At 72.7% G+C, this 25023-nt stretch carries 11 protein-coding genes; 3 read left to right on the top strand and 8 right to left on the bottom strand.

Annotation, left to right across the window (positions count from 1 at the left end; translation table 11 throughout):
- Positions 1-48: 48 nt before the first annotated feature.
- The gene (locus OG370_RS31820) at positions 49-1056 is read left to right on the top strand and encodes a sugar phosphate isomerase/epimerase family protein (RefSeq protein ID WP_328470333.1); all 1008 of its coding nucleotides are present in this window, start codon (positions 49-51) and stop codon (positions 1054-1056) included.
- Positions 1057-1131: 75 nt separating this feature from the next.
- Here OG370_RS31820 and OG370_RS31815 read toward each other — a convergent pair whose 3' ends face one another.
- Complete coding sequence (locus OG370_RS31815; protein WP_328470331.1) at positions 1132-2475, bottom strand: glycoside hydrolase family 27 protein; 1344 nt, start codon at positions 2473-2475, stop codon at positions 1132-1134.
- Between the two features lie 242 nt (positions 2476-2717).
- On the opposite strand from OG370_RS31815, the gene OG370_RS31810 reads away from it, so the two are divergent.
- Positions 2718-5093, top strand: a complete 2376-nt coding sequence (locus tag OG370_RS31810; protein ID WP_328470329.1) for a glycosyl hydrolase family 95 catalytic domain-containing protein — start codon at positions 2718-2720, stop codon at positions 5091-5093.
- Positions 5094-5152: 59 nt separating this feature from the next.
- On the top strand, positions 5153-7792 hold the full coding sequence (locus OG370_RS31805; protein WP_443060782.1) for a fibronectin type III domain-containing protein: 2640 nt from the start codon (positions 5153-5155) through the stop codon (positions 7790-7792).
- A 69-nt stretch (positions 7793-7861) separates the two neighbouring features.
- Here the strand turns inward: OG370_RS31805 and OG370_RS31800 are convergent, their stop codons facing one another.
- From OG370_RS31800 to OG370_RS31770, 7 genes are all read right to left on the bottom strand, one after another.
- Positions 7862-11869: a glycoside hydrolase family 2 protein gene (locus tag OG370_RS31800; protein WP_328470325.1), complete on the bottom strand. Its 4008-nt coding sequence runs from the start codon at positions 11867-11869 to the stop codon at positions 7862-7864.
- A gap of 193 nt (positions 11870-12062) precedes the next feature.
- Positions 12063-15707: a glycoside hydrolase family 3 C-terminal domain-containing protein gene (locus tag OG370_RS31795; RefSeq protein WP_328470323.1), complete on the bottom strand. Its 3645-nt coding sequence runs from the start codon at positions 15705-15707 to the stop codon at positions 12063-12065.
- 280 nt (positions 15708-15987) lie between these two features.
- Positions 15988-18315 carry an ROK family protein gene (locus OG370_RS31790; RefSeq protein ID WP_328470321.1) on the bottom strand — a complete coding sequence of 776 codons (2328 nt, stop codon included), beginning with the start codon at positions 18313-18315 and terminating at the stop codon, positions 15988-15990.
- 161 nt (positions 18316-18476) lie between these two features.
- Entirely contained in the window at positions 18477-21575 is a 3099-nt protein-coding gene (locus tag OG370_RS31785; RefSeq protein ID WP_328470319.1) for an alpha-mannosidase, read from the bottom strand.
- A gap of 232 nt (positions 21576-21807) precedes the next feature.
- Positions 21808-22881 carry a Gfo/Idh/MocA family protein gene (locus OG370_RS31780; protein ID WP_328470317.1) on the bottom strand — a complete coding sequence of 358 codons (1074 nt, stop codon included), beginning with the start codon at positions 22879-22881 and terminating at the stop codon, positions 21808-21810.
- Entirely contained in the window at positions 22866-23534 is a 669-nt protein-coding gene (locus OG370_RS31775; protein ID WP_328470315.1) for a ThuA domain-containing protein, read from the bottom strand. Before OG370_RS31775 ends, OG370_RS31780 begins: the two co-directional genes overlap by 16 nt.
- Complete coding sequence (locus tag OG370_RS31770) at positions 23531-24823, bottom strand: enolase C-terminal domain-like protein (RefSeq protein WP_328470313.1); 1293 nt, start codon at positions 24821-24823, stop codon at positions 23531-23533. The genes OG370_RS31775 and OG370_RS31770 overlap by 4 nt, the downstream gene beginning before the upstream one ends.
- Positions 24824-25023 lie beyond the last annotated feature (200 nt).

Genomic DNA, 25023 nt, shown 5'->3' with positions numbered 1-25023 from the left:
GTCACGACTCCCACGACCCTCACGACCGACCGCAGGAGGACCCACGCCATGGCCCGACCCGTCACCCTCTTCACCGGCCAGTTCGCCGACCTGCCGTTCACCGAGGTGTGCCGGCTCGCCTCCGAGTGGGGCTACGACGGCCTGGAGATCGCCTGCTGGGGCGACCACTTCGACGTGGAGGCGGCGCTGAGCGACGACTCCTACCTGCCGCGGCTGCGCGACACCCTGGAGAAGCACGGGCTGCGCAGCTGGACGATCTCCTGCCACCTCACCGGGCAGGCGGTGTGCGACCACCCGATCGACGAGCGGCACAAGGGCATCCTGCCGGCCCGGATCTGGGGCGACGGCGAGCCCGAGGGCGTGCGGCAGCGCGCCGCCGAGGAGATCAAGAACACCGCGCGGGCCGCCGCGGCCTTCGGGGTCAAGACCGTGGTGGGCTTCACCGGTTCGTCGATCTGGCACACCGTGGCGATGTTCCCGCCGGTCCCGCCGGAGATGATCGACCGCGGCTACCAGGACTTCGCCGACCGCTGGAACCCGATCCTCGACGTCTTCGACGAGGTCGGGGTGCGCTTCGCCCACGAGGTGCACCCGAGCGAGATCGCCTACGACTACTGGTCCACGGTCCGCACCCTGGAGGCGATCGGCCACCGCCCGGCGTTCGGGCTGAACTTCGACCCGAGCCACTTCGTGTGGCAGGACCTCGACCCGGTCGGTTTCCTCTACGACTTCAAGGACCGCATCTACCACGTGGACTGCAAGGAGTCGGTCAAGCAGCTGAACGGGCGAAACGGCCGGCTCGGCTCGCACCTGCCGTGGGGCGACCCGCGGCGCGGCTGGGACTTCGTCTCCACCGGCCACGGCGACGTGCCGTGGGAACCGGTCTTCCGGATGCTCAACAGCATCGGCTACGACGGCCCGATCTCGGTGGAGTGGGAGGACGCCGGGATGGACCGCCTGCTGGGCGCCCCGCAGGCGCTCGCGCACGTCAGGGCGCTGGCCGCGATCGAGCCGCCGGAGTCGTCCTTCGACTCGGCGTTCAGCTCGTCGTCCTGACCCCGCGGGCAACCCGAGTACCGGTGCGCCTGCCGCCGTCCTGGTCAGGGGGACGGCGACAGGCGCACCCAGCCGTCAGTGGACGAACACCTTCAGCAGGCGCGACCCGTGGGCGGGCAGGGTCGCTGAGACGCCGCCCTGCTCGACGCCCAGATTCTGGTGCGTCCACAGATCGCGGACCCGGCCGCGCCGGCCGTGGGCTCCCAGGTCGCTCCAGTCGGCGGTGACCTGCGCGGGGCTGTCGGCGAGGTTGAACAGCGCCACCGTGTAGCTGCCGTCGCCGTTCCTGCTGAACCACACCTGCTGCGGCGTCGCCTGCGACACCGGCCGGGCAGGGTGCCCGGCCCGGTCCACCGCGAGCACCTCGTCGTTGGTCAGCGCCTTGAGGTCGTCCGGGTCGAGCTTGGTGAGGTCCGTGCCGAGCAGCAGCGGCGCGGCGGAGATCGCCCACAGGGTCATCGTGGTCTGGCGCTCGTCGGGCGTGAGGCCGTCGTCGGCGCCGTTGCCGAGCTCCAGGGAGTCCAGGTCGTTCCAGCCCCCGCGGCTGCCGTAGGGCACCCACGCGGGTTCGTCGGTGAACCGCTTGAGCACGTGCGGCCAGTCGGTCAGCCCGACCGTCGTGCAGTGGTAGCACTCGATGTCGCCGTCGATCCGCCAACCGTTGCTGTTGGCCTTCCAGAAGTCGGCGTCGGCGATGCTGAGCGAGTTGGACAGCTCCAGATCGATCGAGCGGCCGGTGTGCTGGATCGCCTGGTGCCAGGCCGCCATGTCAGGCCGCTGGTCGCCGGGGACGAGGCCGCCGCCCGGGCCGACGAAGTCCATCTTGATGTAGTCCACGCCCCAGGACGCGAGGAGGTTCGCGTAGCCCTGGACGTACTCCTGCGCGCCCGGCTTGCTGAAGTCGATCCGCCAGGAGTCGTCGTGGGTGTTGCCGGGCTGCGTGGTGTCCGCGATGTCGGCGAGGTGGTACGGCGTGCCCTCGATCGGCAGGTTCGCGGCGACGGCCGCCTTGGGGATGCCGGGCGTGAGGTAGATGCCGAACTTCAGGCCGAGGCGGTGCAGGTACGAGGCGACGGCGGGGATGCCGTCGGGGAAACTCGTGGTGTTCCAGGCCCAGCGGCCGTAGGCGTCGAGGTGGTCCGACCAGCCGGCGTCGATGTTGACGTAGTGATAACCGTGCGCCTGCAGGCCGCTGGTGTGCATGGCCAGGCCCTGCGCCTCGATGTTCTGCGCGGTGGGCTTGCTGCGGATGAAGCTCCAACTGCTCCAGCCCATCGGCGGGACGGCGGCGGTGCGGACGGCCGGCGGGTGGGCGGCGGCGGCATCCGTCGCGCCGCTCGCCGGGGCGGCGAGCAGCGTTCCGGTGCCCGCCAGGATCAGGGCCAGCGCGGGGATCAGGTGACGATTCGTCAGACGCATCGTGCGGCTCCTCGGGACTCAGGTCACTGAATCGGGTTCACGGTGGTGAACAGGATCGGTGATACACCCCCGCCGTGCACGCGTCAACAGATTGATCCGATGACTACCCCTCACCGAGCAAGTATGGAAGGACCTCTGCGCACCTCCTTGACGTAGAACCCGCGCCGCCTTAGCGTCCCGCTGCAAATAGATCCGATGAGTGTGTGCATACATGAACTCCACTCAGATACTCAGGAGGCGTTATGCAGGACAAGGGCGGGGTGTCCCGCCGCAGGGTGCTGGGCGGTGCGCTGGCGGGTGCCGCGGTGGGCGCCGGGGTCAGCGCCGGGGTGAGCGGAACCGCGGCAGCGGCGGAACCGGCGACCGCGACCGGGCCTGCGGACGCGCCCGGTCCGGCCGCCGCCGCGGGACTGTCCGTCGACGCGCACGGCGACCGGCCCTGGACCGAGATCCTCGCCGACTCCGACCTGGTCTGGCAGAAGATGCCCGCCACCTGGGAGGAGGGACCGTTCCTCGGCAACGGCTTCCTGGGCTCCGGCATCTACGCGGAACCGGGCGCGAACGCGATCCGCTTCAACGTCCAGCACAGCGAAGTGCAGGACCACCGGCCCGAGTTCGGCTCCGTCTTCGGCCTGGCCCGGCTGCCCATCGGGTACTTCACGCTGGAGCCGGTCGGCACCGTCACCGCCGTCGACTGGCGGCTCGACCTGTGGAACAGCGAGCTGTCCGGCACGGTCACCACCACCGCGGGCACGCTGCGGCTGCGGGCGATCGTCCACAACTCCCGTTCGGTACTGGCCGTCGAGGTGACACCGTCCACGGGGGAGCGCGACCTCGTCTGGACGTTCCACCCCGCCGACGCCATCAGCCCGCGGGCCGCCTTCAAACCGCTGCCCGACGGCTACACCGGCAACCCGCCCGCCGTCGTGGGCGACCACGGCACGGAGCGGGCCGCGGTGCAGTCCCTGCTCTCCGGCGGCCAGCACGTCACCGCGTGGCGGGAGGTCCGACGCGGCCAGGCCCGCACCCTGTACGCGGCCGTCGCGCACTCCTTCCCCGGTACGAGCGCCACCCAGGCGGCGCTGCGCAGCGTGCGCGAGACGGCGCCGCTGCCGATGTCCGCGCTCACCGCGGATCACCGGGCGTGGTGGCACGCCTACTACCGCAAGAGCTTCCTGTCCGTCCCGGACGCGCGGTTGCAGAGCTTCTACTGGATACAGCTGTACAAGGTCGCCTCGGCCGCGCGCCGCGACGCCCCGGTGATGGCGACCACCGGCCCCTGGCTGGAGCCGACGCCGTGGCCCGCGTCCTGGTGGAACCTCAACGTGCAGCTGGAGTACTGGCTCATCCACGGCTCCAACCACCTCGAACTGGACGGGCTGACCCGCTCGTTGAGCGAGTTCCGGGAGAACGTCAAGGCGCAGACCGCGCCCGCCTACCGCTCCGACTCCCTGGTCATCGCCCGCTCCAACGACATCACCCTCAGCCACGGCCTGGACAGCGGCCCCGGCGGCACCGGTGGCGGCATCCCGGGGCAGGACCCGCCCACACCCGAGATCGGCAACCTCACCTGGGCGCTGCACAACGTGTGGCTCTCCTACCGTCACACGATGGACGAGTCGATCCTCAGCGACGTCGTCTTCCCGCTGCTGCGCAAGTCGGTCAACTACTACCTGCACTTCCTGGAGCCCGGCAGCGACGGCCGGCTGCACCTGCCGAAGACCTTCTCGCCGGAGTACGGCGTGGACACCCCCGACACCAACTTCGACCTGGCACTGATCCGTTGGGGCTGCACCACGCTGCTGGAGTCCGCGCAGACCCTCGGCATCGACGACCCGCTGGCGCCGCGCTGGCGCGAGGTGCTGCTGCGGCTCGTGCCGCCGCCCGTCGACGCCGACGGCTTCATGATCGGCGCCGGGCAGCCGTTCGCGATGTCGCACCGGCACTACTCGCACATGCTGTCGGTCTACCCGCTGTACCTCGTCAACTGGGAGCAGCCGGAGAACCGGGACCTGATCAGGACCTCGGTCGACCACTGGATCAGCTTCACCGGCGCGCTCCAGGGCTACAGCTACACCGGCGCGGCCTCCTTCTCCGCCCAGATGCTCGACGGCGACGCGGCGGCCGGGTACCTCTCCGACCTGCTGCGGCTCTACGTCCAGCCCAACACCCTCTACAAGGAGTCGGGGCCGGTCATCGAGACGCCGCTGTCGGCCGCGCAGTCCCTGCACGACATGCTCTGCCAGAGCTGGGGCGGCGTCATCCGGCTCTTCCCGGCGGTCCCTTCGACCTGGAAGGACGTCGCGCTGCACGACTTCCGCACCCAGGGCGCCTTCCTGCTCAGCGCCTCCCGCCAGGGCGGCACCACCCGCTGGGCCCGGCTGCGCAGCGAGGCGGGGGCGCCCTGCGTGCTGCGCACCGACATCGCCGGCCCGCTGGAGGTGAGCGACGGCGCCGGCCGCGCGCTGCCGTACACCGACCTCGGCGGCGGCACCCTGCGGATCGAGCTGGCCCGCGGCCAGGAGGCGTGGGTCAACCCGCGCGGCACCCGCCCCTCGACCGGCCTCGCCCCGGTCCCCGCCAACGCCCCCGCCCCGCGCTGGGGCCTGCCGGCGTGATCGCCCCGCGCGGCGCGGACAAGGCGCCGTCGCACTCCCCGCTCCCGACCCGAAGGACGATGACCGTGCTCAGAAGAAGACTGTGGCCGATACTCGCCGCCACCGCGGTGGCGATCGGCGGCATCGCCGCCACCGGCCCGGCGGCCGACGCCGCTCCCCCCTCCCAAGACGTCTACGTCGCGCCGTACGGCAACGACCACGCCGCGGGCGACGCGCGCCACCCCGTGCGCACCCTGGCGCGCGCCCAGGACCTCGTCCGGCAGCGGGACCACCACCTGGCCGCGGATCTGACCGTCCATCTGGTCGACGGCACCTACCGGTTGGACCATCCGCTCACGCTCGACTCGCGCGACTCCGGGTCAGGCGGCCACCAGGTGGTCTGGCAGGGCAGCGGCAAGGCCGTGATCAGCGGCGGCAAGCAGGTCACCGGCTGGCACCAGGTCACGGGGCACAGCGGCCTGTGGGCCGCCCCGGCACCCCGCGGGCTCTCCGACACCCGGCAGCTGTACGTCGACGGCGTGCGCGCCACCCGCGCCGCCGGCCAGGTCCCGGTCACCCTCACCAAGACCGCCACCGGCTACACCGCCGCAAGTGACACCCTCGCGAAGTGGCCCGACATCGCCGGCGCCGAGTTCGTCTACACCAGCGGCGAGACGCTGTGGAACATGGTGCGCGACGGCCTCGGCCAGTGGACGCAGCCGCGCTGCGACGTCGCCTCGGCGTCCGGCACGACCGTCACCATGGTCCAGCCGTGCTGGGACAACTCCAACAAGCGGGTGGAGTTCCCGGACATCCCCGGCCGCACCGTCAGCATGGTGGGGCCCGGCGCGCTCACCAACGGCGCCCACGTGACGTACATGGAGAACGCCAGGGAACTCCTGGACACCCCGGGCGAGTGGTACCTCGACCGCGCCGCGCACACCGTCTACTACATGCCGCGCAAGGGCGAGGACCTGCCCCGCGCCGACGTGGAGGCGCCCGCGCTGGAGAAGCTCGTCGACGGGCGGGGCACCGCCGCCGCGCCGCTGCACGACGTGGCCTTCCGCGGCCTGCAGTTCTCCTACGCCACCTGGCTGACCCCCTCCTCCCCGGAGGGCTTCTCCGAGATCCAGGCCGGCTACACCATCTCGGGCCCGACCGGCTACGCCACCGAGGGCCTGTGCGGCTTCCAGGCCGGCGGGCAGTGCCCGTTCGGCGCCTGGACCAAGGAGCCCGGCAACGTGGCGATCGACCACGGCCGCGACCTCGACTTCAGCGACGACGCGTTCGTCCATCTCGGCGCGGCCGGGCTGGAGTTGGGCGACGGCACGCAGCACACCACCGTGCGCGGCAGCGTCTTCACCGACATCTCGGGCAACGGCGTGGAGGTCGGCGGCGTGGACCAGGCGCTGCCCACCGACGACGCCGACGTCACCCGCGACGTCCAGCTGACGGACAACCATCTCTACGCCCTGCCAAGGGAGTTCACCGGCGGTGTGCCCATCGTCAACGGCTACACGCAGCACGACCTGATCTCCCACAACCAGATCGACCACGTCGGCTACTCCGGGATCTCGATGGGCTGGGGCGGCTGGCCGGACAAGATCGGCTCGCCCGCCACGCCCAACGACAGCCACGACAACACCGTCAGCGACAACCTCATCACCGACTACATGCAGGGCCTCGACGACGGCGGCGGCATCTACACCCAGGGCCTGACCGGCAGTTCGATGGCCACCGGCGAGAAGGTCACCGGCAACGTCATCCACACGCAGTTCGGCCTCGGCAAGAGCGTCTACACCGACAACGGCTGCACCTACGAGACCGTGTCGGGGAACGTGCTCTACGGCGCGTCGTACGCCAACGTCGCCAGCACCCACGTGGACTACCGCGACACCCTCCACAACAACGACCCGACCCTCATCTCCGGCAACTGGTGGGAGCAGGGTGACGCCGACGGCAGCAACAAGGGCGTGGTGACGCAGGGCAACCACCTGATCGCCTCGGCGTCCGACGCCCCCGCCGGCGTGGTCGCCGACGCGGGCCTGGAGCCCGCCTACCGCAGCGTCCTCGCACGGCGGTTCGCCCCGGTGTCGGTGCCGGTGGCGCCGACCCGGGTCGCGACGGCCGTCGGTGCGTCCGGCACGCTGTACACCGCCTTCAACCCCACCTGGGCGGACGGCGGTTCGGCGCTGCTGGGGTACCGGGTGACGGCCGCGGACCCCGCCGGGCACACGGCGGCGACCGCCTTCGTCTCCGCCGCCGACTTCGCCGCCACGGCGCTGGTCCGGCTCACCGGCCTCACCGACGGCGTCGCCTACACCGTGACGGTCACGGCGGTGAACTCCCATGGCGACAGCGCGCCTTCGCTGCCCTCGGCGCCGCTGGCCCCGAAGGCCGCCACCGTGCCGGCCGCGGCTCCGACCGGACTCAAGCTGAAGGCCCAGGCCACCGCCGCGACCCTGGACTGGACGCCCCCGACCGTCGTCGGCGACTCCCCCGTCATCGGCTACCGGATCACGGTCACCGACCCCTCGGGCAGCCGCACGGTCGACGTGGCCGGCCGGGACGTGCTGGTCACCCAGCCGTCGGCGCACGCGATGTTCCGCGTGCTCGGCGATCTGACGCCCGGCACGCCGTACACGGTCGGCGTCGCCGCCGTCACCGGCGCGGGCACCGGCCCGGCCGCGACGGTCACCGGCACGACCCCGGCCGCGTAGGCCAGAGCGGATACCGAGCCGGCCGGACGGGCCCCACGCCCCGTCCGGCCGGCTCACCGCTTCACCGGGTCACTGCGTCGCCGTGTACACGTAGATCTCGTGCACGGACAGGTAGTTCCCGGCGGCCTTGGTGTTGACGACCTTGAAGTACCGGACGTCCACCGGGCCGAAGTTCAGCGTCATCACGCCGCCCGAGGTGTACGGAGCGGTGTCGGCAAGGCTGAGCACCGTGGTCCAGGTGGAGTCGTCCGTGGAGACCAGCAGGTCGGCGGCGCTGGGTACGTCGCCGCTGGAGGCCGACGCGTCCCACACGATCTTGTCGATGGTGTGTGACGCGCCCAGGTCGAGGCCGTAGTACATGCCGGGCTGGCGGGCCGCGGTGCTGGTCCAGCGGGTGCTGGGGTTGCGGTCGTAGGCGTTGGCGGGGGTGCCGGTGGCCGGGTTGGTGAAGCCCTTCCAGCCGTCGGTGGGCAGTTCGCCCGAGCCGGCGCCCGCGGCGAAGGCGGTGCCGACGTTCGCGGCCAGCAGCGCGGCCAGGCCGACCTGCGTGGGCAGGGCGTTCTTGTCCGGCCACAGCAACTGGTCGACGATCACCGACCCCTGGCCCGCGGCCGTCTGCCACAGCGCGCTGCCGGCGGTGAAGCCGAGCGTGCTGTGCGCCGCCTTCCCGTACTTGGTCTGCTCGTTGCCCGCGCTGAACAGGCTCCAGGCGACCGCCCGGGTGTCCACCGCGCTGGTGCCGCCCTTGGCCTGCACGGTGTACGCCACCAAGGGCGCGCCCGCGCCCGGCCAGTCCAGGTCGGCGTTGCTGACGCCGGTGGTCAGGGCGGAGTTTCCGGTGGTCACGGCGCCGTGCACGTGGTCGGCGTCCACGGCGGTGAGCTTGGCGCCGGACGGCAGGAACGGCGCGACCGACGCCCAGGTGTCCGGGGTGGCACCGCTGATCCACAGGGTGCCGCCCTGGCCGGTCCACGCGGTGACCGCGGAGGCGGCGGCCTTGAGCGACGCCAGCGGCGCCTCGTTGCCTGGCGAGGCGTCCACCAGCAGGATGTCCAGCGCCGCGAGCGCGTCGGCGTCGACCGTGCCGAGCACCGTCAGATCGGCGGCGGCGGCCTTGAGGGTGACCGCGGCCGCGCTCTTGTCGTCGGCGGCGAGCACCCCGAACCGCCCGGTGGCCGCGGCCGGTTGGGCGACGTACCCGAGCAGGTTGCGCAGCAGCGCGGCCGCGATCGGCTCGGCGGCCTGCGCGGCCACCACCGGGTACTGGCAGATCAGGTAGCGGCCCTTGCCGAACCTGGTCTCGGCGAGCGCGGTGGCGGCCAGCGCGGACCCGGCGTCGGCGAGCGAGAGCAGGCTGCCGAAGCGCGGCTTGAGCAGCACGGTGGACACCACGGTCTCGTCGGCGGTCTGCCACCAGCGCAGGTCGTCGGCGCCGATGCCGGCCAGCACCGGGTGGTGCGGCGCGGCGACATGGGTGACGGTCTGCGGGCTGCTCGTGCTGAACTGCGGCCACGGCAGGATCTGCGGGAACGCTCTCTGCGCCAGCACCAGCACCTGTCCGCCGGCGGCGACGAACGCGGTGACCCTCTTGCCCGCGTCGGTGTCGGCGGCCGGTTCGGCGCCCTCGGCGACCACCAGCACCTCGCCGGAGGAGGGGTCGGGCAGCGTGCCGAAGTCGGCGACGCCGCGGGCCGTCACCCCCAGCGCGGTCAGCGCCTTGGTGGTGGCGGCACCCGAAGTCCCCTCCAGCACCGCCGCCTTGAGCGGGGTGCCGAGCTTGCCCGCGGGGGCCGGGTACAAGGTCAGCGCGATGTCGTCGGTGAACGTCCCGTCGCCCGAGACCGTGATCCGCAAGGTGGCCGCGGTGGCCTTCTTGACCTTGGGCAGCGCGAGCTTCGCGGTCACGCTGCCGCGGTCGGTGGCCGCGACCGTCACCTTCGCCGAGCCCTTGCCGGTCGGGATGCCCTTGCCGCTCAGCGTCCAGCCGACCGTCAACTTCACCTTTCCGGCGGTGTCGTTGCAGACCATCAGGTCCTTCGCCAGGGTGCTGCCGCCGAAGTAGTGGGTGCGGTAGTCCAGCGCGAGCGCGGCGACGGGCTGGAAGACCCGCACCACGGAGCCGTGGATGGGGTTCGGCCGCCAGTCGGGCAGGCCCTTCTGGAAGCCGGGGTTGAGGGTCGCCGCGAACGGCCCGACCCGCTTCAGCCGCGGCCCCGACCCGCTCGGATCGGGCTTCGGCACCGACGTGCCGTCGAACGGCAGCGGCTGCATGCCGTACCAGACCGTGTTCCACGGCGAGATCGCGGTGATGCCCGCGTACCGGAAGCCCTCGATCTGGGCGCGGACGGTCAGCGCGTGCGCCGACCAGAACCCGTCCAGGTCCGCGTAGGCCGCCGGGCCGCCGAGCGCGCTGACGTCGGACGGGTTGGCGTAGTACATCGAGCTGAACTCGCTGATCAGGAACGGCTTCTTGCGGTCCCACTCGTCGCCGCGCGGCTGGCCGACGGCCAGCACCCGGCCGGACTCGGGGATCGTGGTGTTCTTGGTGGTGATCTCCACCGGGTAGTGGGTGCTGCGCAGGTCGCCGGCGCCCTGCGGGTCGCCGTCGCCCTCGAAGTAGACCGGGCGGGAGGTGTCCTCGGCGAGCACCGGCGGCTTGAGCGCGGCGACCTGCGGCACGTAGCTCTGGCCGAAGGCGGCCAGCATCTCGTTCTCCGCGCTCCAGGCGATGATCGAGGGGTGGTTGCGGTCGCGGACCACCCGGTCCTTCAGGTGGGTGGCGCAGTTGGCCCAGAAGTCGTCGGCGCCCATCGCGTAGTTGCCCGAGGAGCCGTAGATGCCGGACTCGCCGACGATCATCATGCCGAGCTCGTCGGCCACGTCGTAGTAGACCGGCGGGTACGGCATGGCGTGCAGGCGCATGTAGTTGACGCCCGCGGCCATCGCCATCCGCATCCACATCTCGGCGTAGGCGCGGCTGTTCTGGACGGAGCCCATGTAGTGCCAGGAGTCGCCGCGCAGCAACTGCGGTTCGCCGTTGAGCAGCAGCGCCGGGCCGTCGACGGTGACCTCGCGGAAGCCGAACCGCTGGGTGGTCGAGTCGAGCACCGGGCCGGTGCCGGAGGCGCGGATGTCGACCCGCAGCTCGTACAGGTGCGGGTCGGCCGGGTTCCACAGCCGGGGCTTGCTCCAGCCGGCGGACTCCTCGACGGCGGCGGTGCCGCTGGCCGGCACGGTGACCTGGCGGCTGAGCCGCAGCACCTGGCGGGCGCCGTCCCACACCGTGTGGTCCACCCGGACGGTGGCGTCGGCGGTGGAGTCGTTGCGCAGGACGGTGGTGGCGGTGAGCTTCTTGTCCGTGACCGAGGTGACGATCCCGGTGTCGGCGGTGGAGACGGGGTTGCGGGCCAGCAGCCACACGTCCTGCCAGATCCCGGCCGCCTCCTGGCCCCACCAGGAACCCCCCGGGAAGTGGTAGCCGTCGGACTGCCGGGCCGCCCCGGGTGAACGCACCAGCAGGTGAACGGTGTTGCTGCCGCCGAAGACGGCGTGGTCGGTGACGTCGGCCTCGAACGGCAGCAGCCCGTCCTGGTGGTGGGCGACCTGGGCGCCGTTGAACCAGACGGTCGCCTCGAAGTTGACCGCCTCGAAGCGCAGCACGATCCGCTGCCCCTTGGCCGCCGCCGGTATGCGGACGGTCCGCCGGTACCAGGCGGTGTCCACCGTGTTCCAGTCGTCGGGGGTCTCGAAGAGGTCGTAGGCGTCCCAACCGGTGGCGAACGGCCCGGCCGCCATGTTCCATTCGGCCGGCACCGGGATGTCGGCCCAGCCGGAGTCGGCCGGCGGGTAGGCGGCGCCCGCCGCTGCGGGCAGGAAGTCCCAGGTGCCGTTGAGCGACTGGAGCACCTGGGCGCCGCCGGTCCTGGGCGCGGCGAAACCGCCGTCGCCCGGAGTGGCCGCCTGGGCGGCGCCGATCCGCTGGAGGCCGACCGCGGCGGCGGTGGCGGCACCGAGGGTGAGCAGCTGGCGGCGGGTCGGCACCAGGGCCGAACCGCGCTGTTCATGCTGGTTGTTCATGGTTCCTTCCATGGGCGCCCAGGGGCGGGCGCCGGCATGAGGGCATGGGGACATGAGGACTTGAGGGCGTGGGGGCACGCGGGCGGGGGCACGCGCGCGTCAAGGGGCACGCGCGCCCACAGGCGTACGCGGGTGTGCGAGGCGTGCGCGGGGGGCCGGTCCCGACAGGCGGCCGGCCCCCCGCGCCGGCGGGTCAGCCGCCGATGGCCACGGAGAAGACGTGCATCGCCAACTGGTTGTTGGTCGCCGTCTGGCTCACGTCGGGCAGGGTGATGGCCTGCACGGTCTTGCCGGGTTGCAGGTTCACCGTCGCGGCGTACGTGTGCACGGGCTGCTGCGACTGCCCTCCGCCGTTGTTGAGGTACGGCAGGCTGGCGGCGATGTCGCTGCCCTGGGAGGCGGTCTTCGACCACCAGTCCGCGAGTGCCAGCGCGTACGTCTGGGTGGTGCCGTCGGTGTAGAGGATGGTGCCGCTGCCGGACGAGCTGCCGAAGGCGCTCGAACCGACGAAGCCGAGCTTGGTACCGCTGCCGCTGATCTCGATCGCCTGGCCGCCGGCCACCACGTTGTCGGGGGCGCCGGTGCCCGCGGCGGCGGGCCACGGGAAGCTCACCCCGTCGTGGTCGGTGCTCTTGCCGGGAGTCCAGCCGGCCGCCACCAGGGCGTCGCTGGAGTAGCTGGCGCCCCCGCCGTCGAAGCTGGCCGCCTTGGTGTTGTCGTCGCTGCTGATCCCGATGTTGTTGTCGGCCGCGGTCAGCGAGGCGTACGGCACGGTGACCGGTGTCTGCGCGGTGTGGTCGCCGCCGGGCGTGCCGACGGTGGCGTCCAGGGTGAAGGACGCCGGGTCGGTGCCGGCCGGGATGCTCACCGACCAGGTGGTGGTGGCCTTCTGGCCCGGGCCGACCTGGTCGAAGGTGGCCGGGGTGGTCGCGGTGGCGGTCCAGCCGTCGGGCGCCTTGAGCCCGACGGTGATGCCGCTGACCGCGGCGGCGCTGCCGTTGGTGTAGATGGTGGTCGCGGTCAGCGTGCTGCCGGCCGCGGCGATCGGCACCGCTTGGAGCGTCAGCGAGTTGCGCACCACGATAGGGGCGGACCCGGTGACCCCGCCGACCTTCGCGGAGATGGTGGCGACCCCGTCGGCGACCGCGTGCACGGTGCCGTTCCTGTCGACGGTGGCGACCTTCGGGTCACTGCTGCGGTAGCTGACGCCCGCGTGCTTCAGGTCCACGAAGGACTGGTCGTTGTTGACCGCCTCCACCACGTCGTCCGCGGTGATGGACGTGTCGCGCTGCTCCTTGGAGTGGTCGGTGTCGTCCTTGATCCACTGGTTCTTGCCGGTCAGACTGAAGGTGTCGCCCGCGTTGTAGACGACGTTCTCCGGCTGCACCGTGACGGTCTGCACCTTCGGGGTGAGCCGTCCGCTGATCCGCACGTTCGCGGTGCCGGCGGCGTGCGCGGAGTCCGCGGCGACCTGGAACTGGTAGGGACCGTTGTAGACCGTCTGCCGGGAGTTCTTCGCGTCCCAGCTCGACAGGTCGGCGGCCTTGACGGAGATCGTCAGGTGCTGGCTCTGACCGGGCTGGAGGACGCCGGTCTTGGCGAAGCCGGCCAGCCGCTTCTTCGGCAGCTGGACGCCCTTGACCGTGAACGGCGTGGCGGCGTAGAGCTGGGCGACCGTCGCGCCGGCGGTCCTGCCGGTGTTCTTGACGTCGACGCCGATCTTCACCGAGCCGTCCGGGGTGATCTGCGTGTGGTCGGCGGTGACGTGCGAGTAGGAGAAGGAGCTGTAGCTCAGGCCGTACCCGAAGGGGTAGGTCGGGGTGCCGGTGAAGTACTGGTAGGTGCGGCCGAGTCCGCCGGTCTCACCGGGGGTCAGGCCGTAGTCGGACTTGTCCGGGAGCTGCGAGTCGTCCTTGTACCAGGTGAAGTTGAGGTGCCCGGCGGGGTTCTGCTTGCCGAAGAGCACGTCGGCGAGCGCGGCGCCCTGGGACTGGCCGTTGAAGCCGCTGAAGACGATCGAGGAGACCTTGCCCTGCTCGTCGTCGATCTTCACCGGGCCGTCGGACTGGATGACCAGCGCCAGCTTCTTGTTGCCGAGCGCGGCGGTCTGGTCGATCAGCGAGTCGTAGTTGCCGGGCATGTCGAGGTTGGTGCGGTCCTTGCCCTCGTCGGCGTTGTCCTTGTTGGTGCCGACGAAGAGCACGACCAGGTCGGCGGACTGGATGTCGGCCTTGGTCTGGTCGCTGAGGGTCGCGGCGGCGGTGGCCGTCGAGGAACTGCCGGCCGCGTCGAAGACCACGTCGGCGCCCGGGTTGGCGGCCTTCACCTCGTCGGTGATGCCCTGCACCGGGCTGGTGGTGTGGTCCGGCTCGCCGGAGTACAGGCCCAGCGTCGTGGTGTTCGCCATGTCGCCGAGGATGACGATCTTCTTCGCCTTCGCCGGGTCGACCGGCAGCAGCGGGCTGGTGCCGGTGGCGGGCGCGGAGTTCTTCAGCAGCACCAGCGAGTTGTCGGCGACCTTGGTGGCCAGCGCCTGGTGGGCCGGGCTCTCGATCTGGTCCTTGGTGATGGAGGTGTACTTCACGCTGCCGGCCGGGTCGAACTCGCCGCTCTCCATGCGGACGGTGAAGACCTTCACCAGCGCGTTGTCGATGACGCCCTCGCTCAGCGCGCCGGCCTCGATGGCCTGCTCGATGTTGGCGGTGGTGGCCTCGTCGCCGGTGCAGTTCAGGTCGGTGCCGGCCCGCAGGGAGTACGCCTGGCCGCCGGCCTGGCCGGACATGGTCTTGCCGGTGGCGGTCTGGGTCCAGGTCGGGTTGTCCGGGTCGTGGTCGGTGGTCCAGCCGGGCGGCGCCCAGTCGTGGCCGCCGGGGAACTGCTTCCAGTTGGTGCCGACCGCGCCGCAGTCGGAGGTGATGTAGCCGTCGAACCCGTAGGTGCGCTGGGCGAGTTCGTTGGTGGTGTAGGTGTCCGACGTGGACGGGGTGCCGTTGATCGCGTTGTACGACGTCATCAGGCCGGCGACGTGCGCGTCCTCGATCAGGTCGCGGAACTGGGCGGTGTAGTAGTCGCGCAGGTCCGTGTCGTTGACGTCGGAGCTGATCCCGGTGCGGTTGTCCTCGACGTTGTTGAGCGCGTAGTGCTTGGCGGTGGCGGCGACCTTGAGGTAGCCGGTCTGCGAGGTACCGTCCGGGTTGTTGCCCTCGTAGCCGTCGATGAACTGGCCGGCCATCTGCCCGACGAAGTACGGGTCCTCGCCGAACGCCTCGTCCGTGCGGCCCCAGCGCGGGTCCCGGTCGAGGTTGACCGTCGGCGCCCAGTACGTCAGCGAACCGTAGTCGTCCGCCGACGGGCCGAGGTTGTTCTGACCGGTGCCGAAGAGCGACTTGTCGACGAACCCGCGGGCCTCGTCGGAGATCGCGGTGCTCTCCTGGTACATCAGGCTCTTGTCCCAGGACATGGACGAGGCGAAGTTGGTGGGGAAGCTTGTGGAGTGGACGCCACCCTGGGCCCCGCCGTTGTTCTGGTCGGCGCCGAGGCTGTTGACGCCGTGCTGCCCCTCGCTCCAGTACGTGTACTGCTGCACCCCCAGCCGCGGTATCGCCGGGCCGCTGTTGGTGCTGAGCTGCTGCACCTTCTCCTGGAGCGTCATCCGCGACACCAGGTCGGCGGCCCGCTCCTGGAAGGAGTAGTGCGTGTCCAGGTAGATCGGCGTGCTCGCGGCCGCATGCGGGGCCTGTGCCACGGCGGTGCCGCCGTAGGTGGCACTCAGCCCCACCGCGCACGCCATCGCGCACACCGCGGCCAGGCCTGCGCGCCGACGCCTTCGCTTGTCCATCCTGCCTCCGTCGTCCGGGGAGTGTCATCAAGCGTGATCAAGCGGAACACCCAGGCCGGCTACGGCCCTTGCGACGAACTTTGGTGCAAGTCCGAAGAAAGTCCGGGCCTTGCGTTCTCAATGCGGCAGTTTGTTGCCCGATTTGACGTCTAGTCAAGGGTTCTGACCGGACAGGATGGCATTGTTTTGACTGATGACGACGAAACCACGATGAACGGGTTCCGCCCGGCGGCGGGCACCGCACCCGGACGGCCGGCTTCCGGCCGGGCGCCGGACGTCCCTACGCCCGGGCGCGGGTGCGCAGCCGCGGGGTGAAGGTGGCGTGGAAGATCGTGGACGCGGCGCCCACCGCGGCGGCCTCGGCGCTGAGCACGGACGGCTCGACCTCGACCCGGCGCAGCCGGCGCGCGGTCGGGAAGTCGTTGACCACCCGGTGGATCTCGTCGAGGTAGAAACCGGCGGTGTCCTCGGTGAAGAACGGCCCGCCCAGCACGATCAGGTCGATGTCGAGCAGGTCGACCAGGCCCAGGGCGCCGCGGCCGACCGCGCCGGCCACCTCCCGCAGCGCGGCGGTGGCCGCCGCGTCGCCGGCCGCCGCGGCCCGCCCGACCTCGCGGTACGCCGCGGTGCTGCCGGCGGCCGCGCCGGAGGCGGGGAAGCCGTGCCGGGCGGCGAACTCCGGTACGGAACCGGGCGGGTTGCACTCCGGCACCATCTCCGGCCGCCCGTCGGGACCGGTGCGACCGAGCGATATCGCGCACAGCTGGCCGAACTCCCCCGCGTTGGCGCTCACTCCGCGGTAGAGGTCGCCGTTGAGGTAGAGGCCGGAGCCGACCCCGGTGCCGAGGTACAGGTAGGCGAAGTCGCGGGCCCTGCGGTCGCGGCCGATCCAGCGCTCGCCGGCCGCCGCGGCCAGCGAGTCCTTCTCGATGATCACCGGGCAGGGGAAGTGGTCCTTGAGCAGGTACAGCAGCGGGATGTCGTTCCACGCCGACAGCAGCGGCGGGCCCAGCACCGTACCGGAGGCGATGTCCACCGGGCCCGGCACCGCCACGCCGATGCCGAGGAAGCCCTCCTCCGGCACCGAGCCCTGCGCCTTCTCCAGCGCCTCGCGCCCCAACGCGACGACCTGCGCGACGAATTCGGTCGGGTCGGTGTCCGCGCCGACCGGCCGGGTGCAGGTGCAGACGATCGCACCGTCGAGGTCGATCACCACGGCGGTCAGCACCTCGGGGTCGATGTGCAGGCCGAGCGCGTGCGCGGCGGTGCCGCACAGCCGGACCGGGGTGCGCGGCTTGCCCGAGGTGGCCCGGCGCTGCGCGTCCTCCACGAGGATGCCGCGGTCGATCAGCGAACGGGCGATCCGCGAGACGGACTGCTGGGTCAGGCCGGTGCGGTGCGCGATCTCGCCGCGGGTGATGGTGCCCGACAGCCGCACCGACTCGATCACCACGCACTCGTTGAACGAGCCGAGGTCGATCTGGTTCACCCCGCTGGAGGCGATCGGCTCCGCCGGGGCGGCCGCGCTCGAAGAGGCCGCCGTGGCCGCCGCGTTGGCGGGGGACGGCCCGGTGGAGGGCGCGGCCTGCGCCGGCGGTACGGGCGCGCTGCTGCGCAGATGGCCGGCGACGTTCTCGCGCAGCCACCGTACGGGGGTGCCGCCGCGGCCGAGTTCCGCGACCAGGTCGAGGTAGACGCGGCGCGAGGACTCGGGGTGGCTGGTGCTGTCCAGCGCGGCCATGGCGCGCAGGAAGCTGCGCCAGGAGGCGTTGGCGGGCAGCCGGTGCGAGGTCACCCCGCCGATCGCGGCCCCGGCCGGAACGGCGTCGGCGGGCGCGGCGTCGGCGGGCGCGGAGTCCCACAAGGTCACCGCGTGCAGGGCGATGTCGGGGTGGTGGGCGGTGGCCTCGGCGAGGTAGCCGGCGAGTTCCGGGTCGTGGTCGGCGCCGGTGCGGGGCCCCTCCGCGAGCGTCCCGCCCGGGTGTGTCCCGCCTGAATGCGTCCCGCCTGACGTTGACCCGCCCGGGTGGAGCGCGTCCATCGCGCCGGCTAGCCCGGACAGCACGTCCTCGCCGAGCACCGTGGCGACGGCGGCCGACGGCGGCACGTCCGGGCGGGTACCGGCCAGCAGGACCGCGCGGCGGTCGTCCACGTAGACGCCCATCACCCAGATGTCGGCGCCGGGCAGCGGCGGGCGGGCGGGGACCCGCGGGCCGCGGGTGATGTCGCCGCCCACCGCCCAGCGGCGCCGGATCGAGGCCACCGTGGCGTGCGACAGGCCCAGTTCGCGGGCGATCGCCCGGCTCGCGCCGGAGCCGCCGGGAGCCAGCAGCGCCCGGGCGACGACCTCGGCCTCGTCCACGGTGGCCGGGCGGCCGGTGCGCGGGCGCTGCTCCAGCCCGGCGAGGCCGGCGCTCTGCCAGCGGTGCCGCCAGGTGCCCACGGTCTGCCGGGACACGCCCAGCCGCCGCGCGATCTCGGCGTCCCGCAGTCCCTCGATCGCGAGCAGCACCACCCGCGCGCGCACCGCCAGGGGGCCGCCGCCGCGAGCCCACTCGCGCAGCACCGCCACCGGTCCGCTCTCCTGCACCACGTCGAGGTCAGCCACGGCGCACCTGCGCCGGCATGTCGCCGCGGTACGCCGCCGGCGCGGTTGCCGCGCACGTCGAGCCGGGCGGTGGCGGGCCGCTCGGCCGCCGCCACCGGGTGGCGCGTCTCGGCTGCGTGGCGCGGCGCGGCGGAACGGCGGGCGTGGGGGGCGGGGTTGCGTCAGGCACGGTGCCGGTCCTTGGGCGTGATGCGGAGGGTGAGGATCTGGAACGGGCGCAAGGTGAGCGGGTCGGCGGGGGAAAGGGCGGCGAGCGGCGCTTCGAGCAGGTCGGTCTCCGTCAGGGCGGCGACCGGGAAGCCCGCGGTGAGGGTGGTGCGCGCGCGGCCGCCGCGCGACTCGTAGAGCCGGACCACGACGTCGCCGCCGCGGTCGTCGGCGAGCTTGACCGTCTCGATGAGCACGTCGGGGTGGTCGACGGCGACCAGCGGCAGGTCGGCCACCGGCTCGGGGGTGTCGGGCCCGGTGCGCAGCGGGAGGTTGAGCGCGTAGCCCTCGGTGATCGCGTCCGCCACGGAGGCGCCCGGCCGCAGGGTGTGCCGGAAGCGCTGGACTCCCCGGTCGGCGTGCGGGTCGGGGCTGTGCGGGGCGCGCAGCAGGGTGCTGCGCACCACCGTGGTGGTGCCGCCGTCGGGCCGGGTGTGGCGGGTGGTGTCGTAGCCGTAGGTCGCGTCGGAGGCCAGCGCCACGCCCCAGCCGTGCTCGCCGACGTGCAGCCAGCGGTGGGCGGCGGCCTCGCGGCAGGCCGCGTCGGAGCCGGTGTTCTCGTGGGTGGGCCGGGTGACGTGCCCGAACTGGGTCTCGGCGCTGGTGTGTTCGGCATGCACGTCCAGCGGCCAGGCGGCCTTGAGCATGGTGTCCTGCTCCCGCCAGTCGATCTCGGTGTCGATGGTGAGGGCATGGCTGCCGGCGCCGAGGCCGAGGTGCTGGACGACGGTGGAGCGGCCGGTGCCGCGCACCACCCGGACGGTCGCCAGCAGCGGTCCGGCGTCGAGCAGTTCGACCGACTCGGCGGTGTCGAGGTCGCGCCCGCCGCGCGGGTCGAGGCGCAGCGCGCTCCAGTCGGCGGGCTCGTCGCGGTGGAGCTGGAGCAGGTTGCCGGCCGCGCCGGGCGCGATGGCCTCCCGGCCGGTGCCCGACTCGACGGCCGAGCGCACCAGTCCGTCCCGGTCCACCACGATCCGCAGCAGGCCGTTGTCCAGGACGTGGCCACCGTCGGCGAGGGCTTCGACGGTGACCCGCGGCAGGTCGCCGAGCGGCAGTCCGGCCCGGCCGGCGCCGAGGGCGGGCGCCTGCGCGAGGACGGCGGTGCGGCCGTCGGCGAGCTGCTGCCCACCGGGCAGCGGGCGGGCGTCCGGGCCGAGCACGACGACCTCGCGGCGCTCGCGCGGGCCGGAGTTGAGCACCCCGGTGCCGTCCGGGTCGGTGCCCGGGCCGCCGGTCGCCCGCCGGATCAGCCGCTCCAGCCGGCGCTGCACGTCGCGGTGGGTCTGCTCGGCCTCTTCGTGCACCCAGGCGATGGAGGTGCCGGGCAGGATGTCGTGGCACTGCTGGAGCAGCACCTGCCGCCACAGCCGCTCCAACTCGGCGTAGGGGTACGGAATCCCGTGCCGTACGGCGGCGGTCGCCGACCACAGCTCGGCCTCGTGCAGCAGGGCCTCGCTGCGGCGGTTGCCGCGCTTGGTGCGGGCCTGGCTGGTGTACGCGCCGCGGTGTGCGGCGAGGTCGAGTTCGCCGCGCCAGACCGGTGCCTGCGGGTACTCCTGCTCGGCGGCGCGGAAGAACGCGGCGGGGGTGCTCAGCGTGACGCGGGGGGCGCCTTCGAGGTCGGCGAAGCGGCGGGCCCGCTCCAGCATGGCCCGGTCGGGGCCGCCGTCGCCGCGGCCGAAGGGCAGCAACGAGCTGCCGGCGGCGCCGAGTTCGGCGAAGGACGCGACGGTGCCGGTGAGTTCGGGCCCGGTCAGGCTGGTGCCCTCGGCGGCGCCCGGCACGAGGTGGGTGAACAGGCGGGTGCCGTCGATGCCCTCCCAGCGGAAGGTGTGGTGCGGGGGCGCGGCGGCCAGGCCCGGTTCGGGGCGGCGGGCGGCCACCCAGCGGGCCCCGGCCAGCGCGGCGAGTTGCGGGAAGGCGGCGGAGGCGCCGGAGACGTCGGGCAGCCAGACCCCGTCGCCGTCCACGCCGAGTTCGTCGCGGAAGAAGCGCCGGCCGTGCACGAACTGGCGGGCCAGCGCCTCCCCGCCGGGAAGTTCGGCGTCGGCCTCGACCCACATGCCGCCGGCCGGCACCCAGTTGCCGTCCGCGACGGCCTTGCGTATCCGCTCGAAGACGTGCGGGTGGTGCTCCTTCATCCAGGCGTAGTGCTGCGCGGAGGACGCGGCGACGACCAGTCCCGGGTACTCCTCGGTGAGCGCGGCCATGGTGCTGAAGGTGCGGGCGCACTTGCGGACCGTCTCGCGCACCGGCCACAGCCAGGCGGAGTCGATGTGCGCGTGGCCGACCGCGGCGAAGGTGTGCGCGGAGTCGTGCGCGTGCCGGCTCAACGCCGGGGCGAGCACCGTACGGGCGCGGCCCGCGGTGCGCGCGACGGCGCGCGGGTCGACCGCGTCCACGGCGGCTTCGAGGGCGGCGCGGATCTCGTGCTTGCGGGGCAGCGCGTCGGGCAGCGCGCGCATCAGGCCGTCCAGCGCCTCGAAGTCGTGGATCAGCTGCCAGACGTCCTCGTCGCGGACCGCGATGTCGGCGCGGCGCAGCCGGTACAGCGGGGTGTCGCCGGCGGTGGCCGGGTCGCCATAGCGGCTGCCGGCGCCGCTGCCGCCCTCGATCTGCGGGTTGGCGGCGGCCTCGACCAGCAGGCGCACCGGCTCGCCGCCGACCGCGCTGACCGCCACCGGCACGGCCGGCAGGTGCGGGTGGAGTCCTTGCAGCGGCAGGCCCCGCTCGTCGTGCACGAGCCCTTCGGCGCGGCCGCCGTCGGGGTCGGAGCCGAGGTCGACGAGGGCCTCGACCCGGCGGCCCGCCCAGCGCTCGGGCACGGTGGCGTGCACCCGGAACCAGGTGGTGGCCCAGGGCTTGCCCCAGGGCTCGCCGACCGCGAACGGGGTGTACTCGGCGCGCAGCGCCACATCCGCCGGAACCGGCTCGCCCGGGATGTGCCAGGCGCCGATGTCCATGGGCAGCCGCTGCGGATACAGCGCTGGGCGCAGCTTCTCGGTGAGGAACGCGGCTATCCGCTCCTCGCCCGAGGCGATCCGGTCATGCATGGGCAGCCTTTCTGTCCAGCGGGTTCCCGCTATGTAAAACCATGTGTGTTATCAAGTCAACGCCTCTCACGAATTCAGCTTTCTTGCAGGTCGTGACCTGCGAGAACGTAATTGTCAGGCTATTTCCAGGTCATTGCGACCCCGATCCGGAAGATAATTCGCCTGACAATGCGGACGGCAAAAGGCGGCGGGCGCGATCCCTGGTGGCCGCGCCCGCCGCCCCGCCGCTGCGCTACGCGACCGGCGCGGGCCGCTCGCAGCTGCTGGCCACCGGCAGCGCCTGGCCGGCGTGCGCGGAGTCCAGCAGGGTGAGCATCACGTCCAGGACGTGCTCGGCGAGTTCGGCCGACGCCAGGTGCGGGCGGCCGTCCGCGACCGCGTCGGCGAGGTCGGCGAGCCCGGTGCCGCGCCCGGCGCCCCGGTAGCCGGCCGACACCGGCAGCGGCTGCCAGGAGCCGCCCGCCGCGAAGAGTTCGACCGGCCCGTCGAAGCCGTTCGGGTCGGGCACCGACAGCGACCCGGCGGTGCCGTGCACCTCGATCCGCGGCAGGTGCGCGGCGTGGATGTCGAAGCTCATCACGAGCGTGGACAGCGCCCCGCCGGCGTGCTCGAGCACCCCGGTGACGTGGGTGTCCACCTCGACCGCGAAGCGCTCCCCGGCCCGCGGACCGCTGCCGATCTCGCGCTCGGCGCGCGGCGTGGACGCGGCGCCGGTGACCTTGACCACCGGGCCGAGCAGGTGCACCAGCGCGGACAGGTAGTACGGGCCCATGTCGAGCAACGGGCCGCCGCCGGGCCGGTAGTAGAACTCCGGGTCCGGGTGCCACGCCTCGTGGCCGGCGGTGGTCATGAACGCGGTCGCCGCGACCGGGCGGCCGATCAGCCCGTCGTCGACGGCCTTGCGGGCGGTCTGGGTGCCGGTGCCGAGCACCGTGTCGGGCGCGCTGCCGACCCGGACCCCCGCCGCCCGCGCGGCGGCCAGGATCGCGGCGGCCTCCTCACGGGTGGTGGCCAGCGGCTTCTCGCCGTAGACGTGCTTGCCCGCGGCGATCGCGGCGAGCGCGACCTCGGCGTGCACGGCGGGGATGGTCAGGTTGAGCACCGCGTCCACGTCGTCGCGCGCGACGAGTTCGGCGACGCTGCCGGCCACCTGCGCGCCGGAGCGCTCGGCGGCCTCGCCGGCCCGGTCGGCGTCCAGGTCCGTGACGGCGGTCAGCCGCAGCGTGTCCAGCTTCGCGATGGTGTCCAGGTACTGGCCGCTGATCTTGCCCGCACCGACCATGCCGACCCTCAGCGGCTCGCCCACAGCAGTCCCCTCTCGGTGAGTGCCCGCACCTCGGGCACGTCGAAGTCGTCGGCCTTGTGGCCGATGGCGTTGACGAAGACCCGGCCGGCGCCCTGCTGCCGGGTCCAGACGGTCGGCATCACGACCGGGTGGTCGCGTTCCTCGCCGGCCGGGAAGACGGTGGTGGCCAGCACGTCGATGTCCGGGTCGGTGGAGACCCAGTACTGCTCGGTGTGCACGGCGAAGTCGCCGAGCCCGGCGAGCAGCGGGTGGTCGGCGCGCTCCGGCACGAGGTGCACGGTGTAGTCCACGAACCCGTGCGGGTGGTGCAGGAACTGGCCGCCGGTCAGGAAGTGGTAGTCGACGTCGCCGCGGAAGGAGTCGACGATCCCGCCGTGCCAGCCGGCGAAGCCGGTGCCGGCCCGGACCGCCGCGACCAGGCCCTTGGTCTGCTCGGCGGTGATCTCGCCCATGGTCCAGCACTGCACCACCAGGTCGGTGGCGGCCAGCCGCTCGGCGTCGGCGTAGACCTCCAGCGACTCGGCCGTGTCGACCTGGAAGCCGCTGTCCTTCAGGAACGGCACGAACAGGTCGCTGATCTGGACGGGTGAGTGGCCCTCCCAGCCGCCTCTGACCACCAGGGCCCTGCGGTGCGGACGGTTCGGATCGGTCACGGGCGTTGCACGCTCCCATCGGTGTTGCGCAGCAGGGCCCACCGGTCGTGGGCCAAGGGTTCCGGCACGGGATGCCGGGCGGCCGCGGCCTCGTCGAAGTCGACGCCGTGGCCGGGGGTTTCGTGGGGCACCAGGCCGCCGGCGGTGGCGGTGACGGTGCCCGGGTAGACCTCGTGGACGGGCGGCTTGAAGACCGCGGCCTCCTGCACGCCGAAGGCGTGGCTGGAGATGTCCATGGCCAGCGTGGCGGCCTGGGCGATCGGGCTGACGTCGGCCGGGCCGTGCGGCGCCAGCCGCACCCCGCGCAGTTCGCACAGCACGGCGATCTTGCGGGCCGGGGTCAGCCCGCCCAGGGTGGGCACCCTGATCCGGGCGAAGTCGATGTCGGGACCGTCGCCGCCGGCGATCAGGTCGGCGAACTGGGCCGGGTCGTGAAACAGTTCGCCGACCGCCAGCGGCACCGGCGAGACGTCGTGCAGCCGCTTGAAGTGCCCGGCGTCCTCCGGCGCGAGCAGGTCCTCCACGAAGTACAGCCGGGCGTCCTCCACCCGCCGCAGGAACTCCCTGGCCTGCCGCGGGTCGAGCCGCTCGTGCACGTCGTGCAGGAGTTCCACGTCGTCGCCGACGCGTTCGCGCACCTGGCGCAGCACCTCCGGCACGTAGCGCAGGTAGCCGGCGCCGTCCCAGGGCGCGCGCCGGGTGCGCACCGCCTCCGGGTCGGTGCCGCCGCCGTGCGCGCCGTAGGTGTCGGCGCCGGGCACCGCGGCCTGGATGCGCACATGCCGGTAGCCGCGCTCGCGGGCGGCCTGCACCTTGTCGGCCAGCTCGGCCGCGTCCAGGCCGTCGACGTGGGTGTACGCCTCGGCGAAGGCGCGGACCTTGCCGCCGAACAGCGAGTACAGCGGGGCGCCCAGCCGCTTGGCCTTCAGGTCCCACAGCGCGACGTCGATGCCGCCGAGCGCGTTGCCGTTGATCGAACCGCCGCGCCAGTAGGCGCTGTTGAGCAGCAGGCGGTGGATGTCGTCGATGTCGTCGGGGTCCCGGCCGACCAGCAGCGGGGCGAGGTAGTCGTCGAGCACCGAGCGCACCGCGAGGGTGCGCTGCGGATCGCTCGCGCAGCCCAGCCCGTACAGGCCCGGGTCGTTGGTCTCGATACGGACGATGAGGTGAGGACAGCCGTGGGGGGCGGTCAGGAACGTGCGGACGGCCGTGATGCGGATCTTGGCACCGCGCTCGTCGACCCAGGGTGCGGGGGCGAGCGGAGCGGGGCCGGCATCAGGCAAAGCCATGCGAACTCCCACGTGCAGGAAGGCGGTTCGGTCAGCGCGAAGCCGTCGCCGACCGGTCCGGGACAGCAGCGTGTGCTATCCCTTGGAGGGGCGACGACGTCACGCACGGAACGTACAGATAACAGAATGCCGTACCGACTACCGAACGTACGAAAGCCGGTCCGAGTTTGTCAAGAGGTCTGACAAACTCGGACCGGCTG

Source organism: Streptomyces sp. NBC_00448, assembly GCF_036014115.1.
Classification (GTDB): domain Bacteria; phylum Actinomycetota; class Actinomycetes; order Streptomycetales; family Streptomycetaceae; genus Actinacidiphila.
Note: the sequence above shows the minus strand (reverse complement) of the source record. Positions and strands in the feature narration are given on the sequence as shown.

Excerpts from the sequence above, each read along its gene's own strand:
- OG370_RS31820 (WP_328470333.1), top strand. The coding sequence starts at position 49 with ATGGCCCGACCCGTCACCCTCTTCACCGGCCAGTTCGCCGACCTGCCG.
- OG370_RS31795 (WP_328470323.1), bottom strand. The coding sequence starts at position 15,707 with ATGGACAAGCGAAGGCGTCGGCGCGCAGGCCTGGCCGCGGTGTGCGCG.
- OG370_RS31810 (WP_328470329.1), top strand. The coding sequence starts at position 2,718 with ATGCAGGACAAGGGCGGGGTGTCCCGCCGCAGGGTGCTGGGCGGTGCG.
- OG370_RS31770 (WP_328470313.1), bottom strand. The coding sequence starts at position 24,823 with ATGGCTTTGCCTGATGCCGGCCCCGCTCCGCTCGCCCCCGCACCCTGG.
- OG370_RS31785 (WP_328470319.1), bottom strand. The coding sequence starts at position 21,575 with ATGCATGACCGGATCGCCTCGGGCGAGGAGCGGATAGCCGCGTTCCTC.
- OG370_RS31800 (WP_328470325.1), bottom strand. The coding sequence starts at position 11,869 with ATGAACAACCAGCATGAACAGCGCGGTTCGGCCCTGGTGCCGACCCGC.
- OG370_RS31815 (WP_328470331.1), bottom strand. The coding sequence starts at position 2,475 with ATGCGTCTGACGAATCGTCACCTGATCCCCGCGCTGGCCCTGATCCTG.
- OG370_RS31805 (WP_443060782.1), top strand. The coding sequence starts at position 5,153 with ATGACCGTGCTCAGAAGAAGACTGTGGCCGATACTCGCCGCCACCGCG.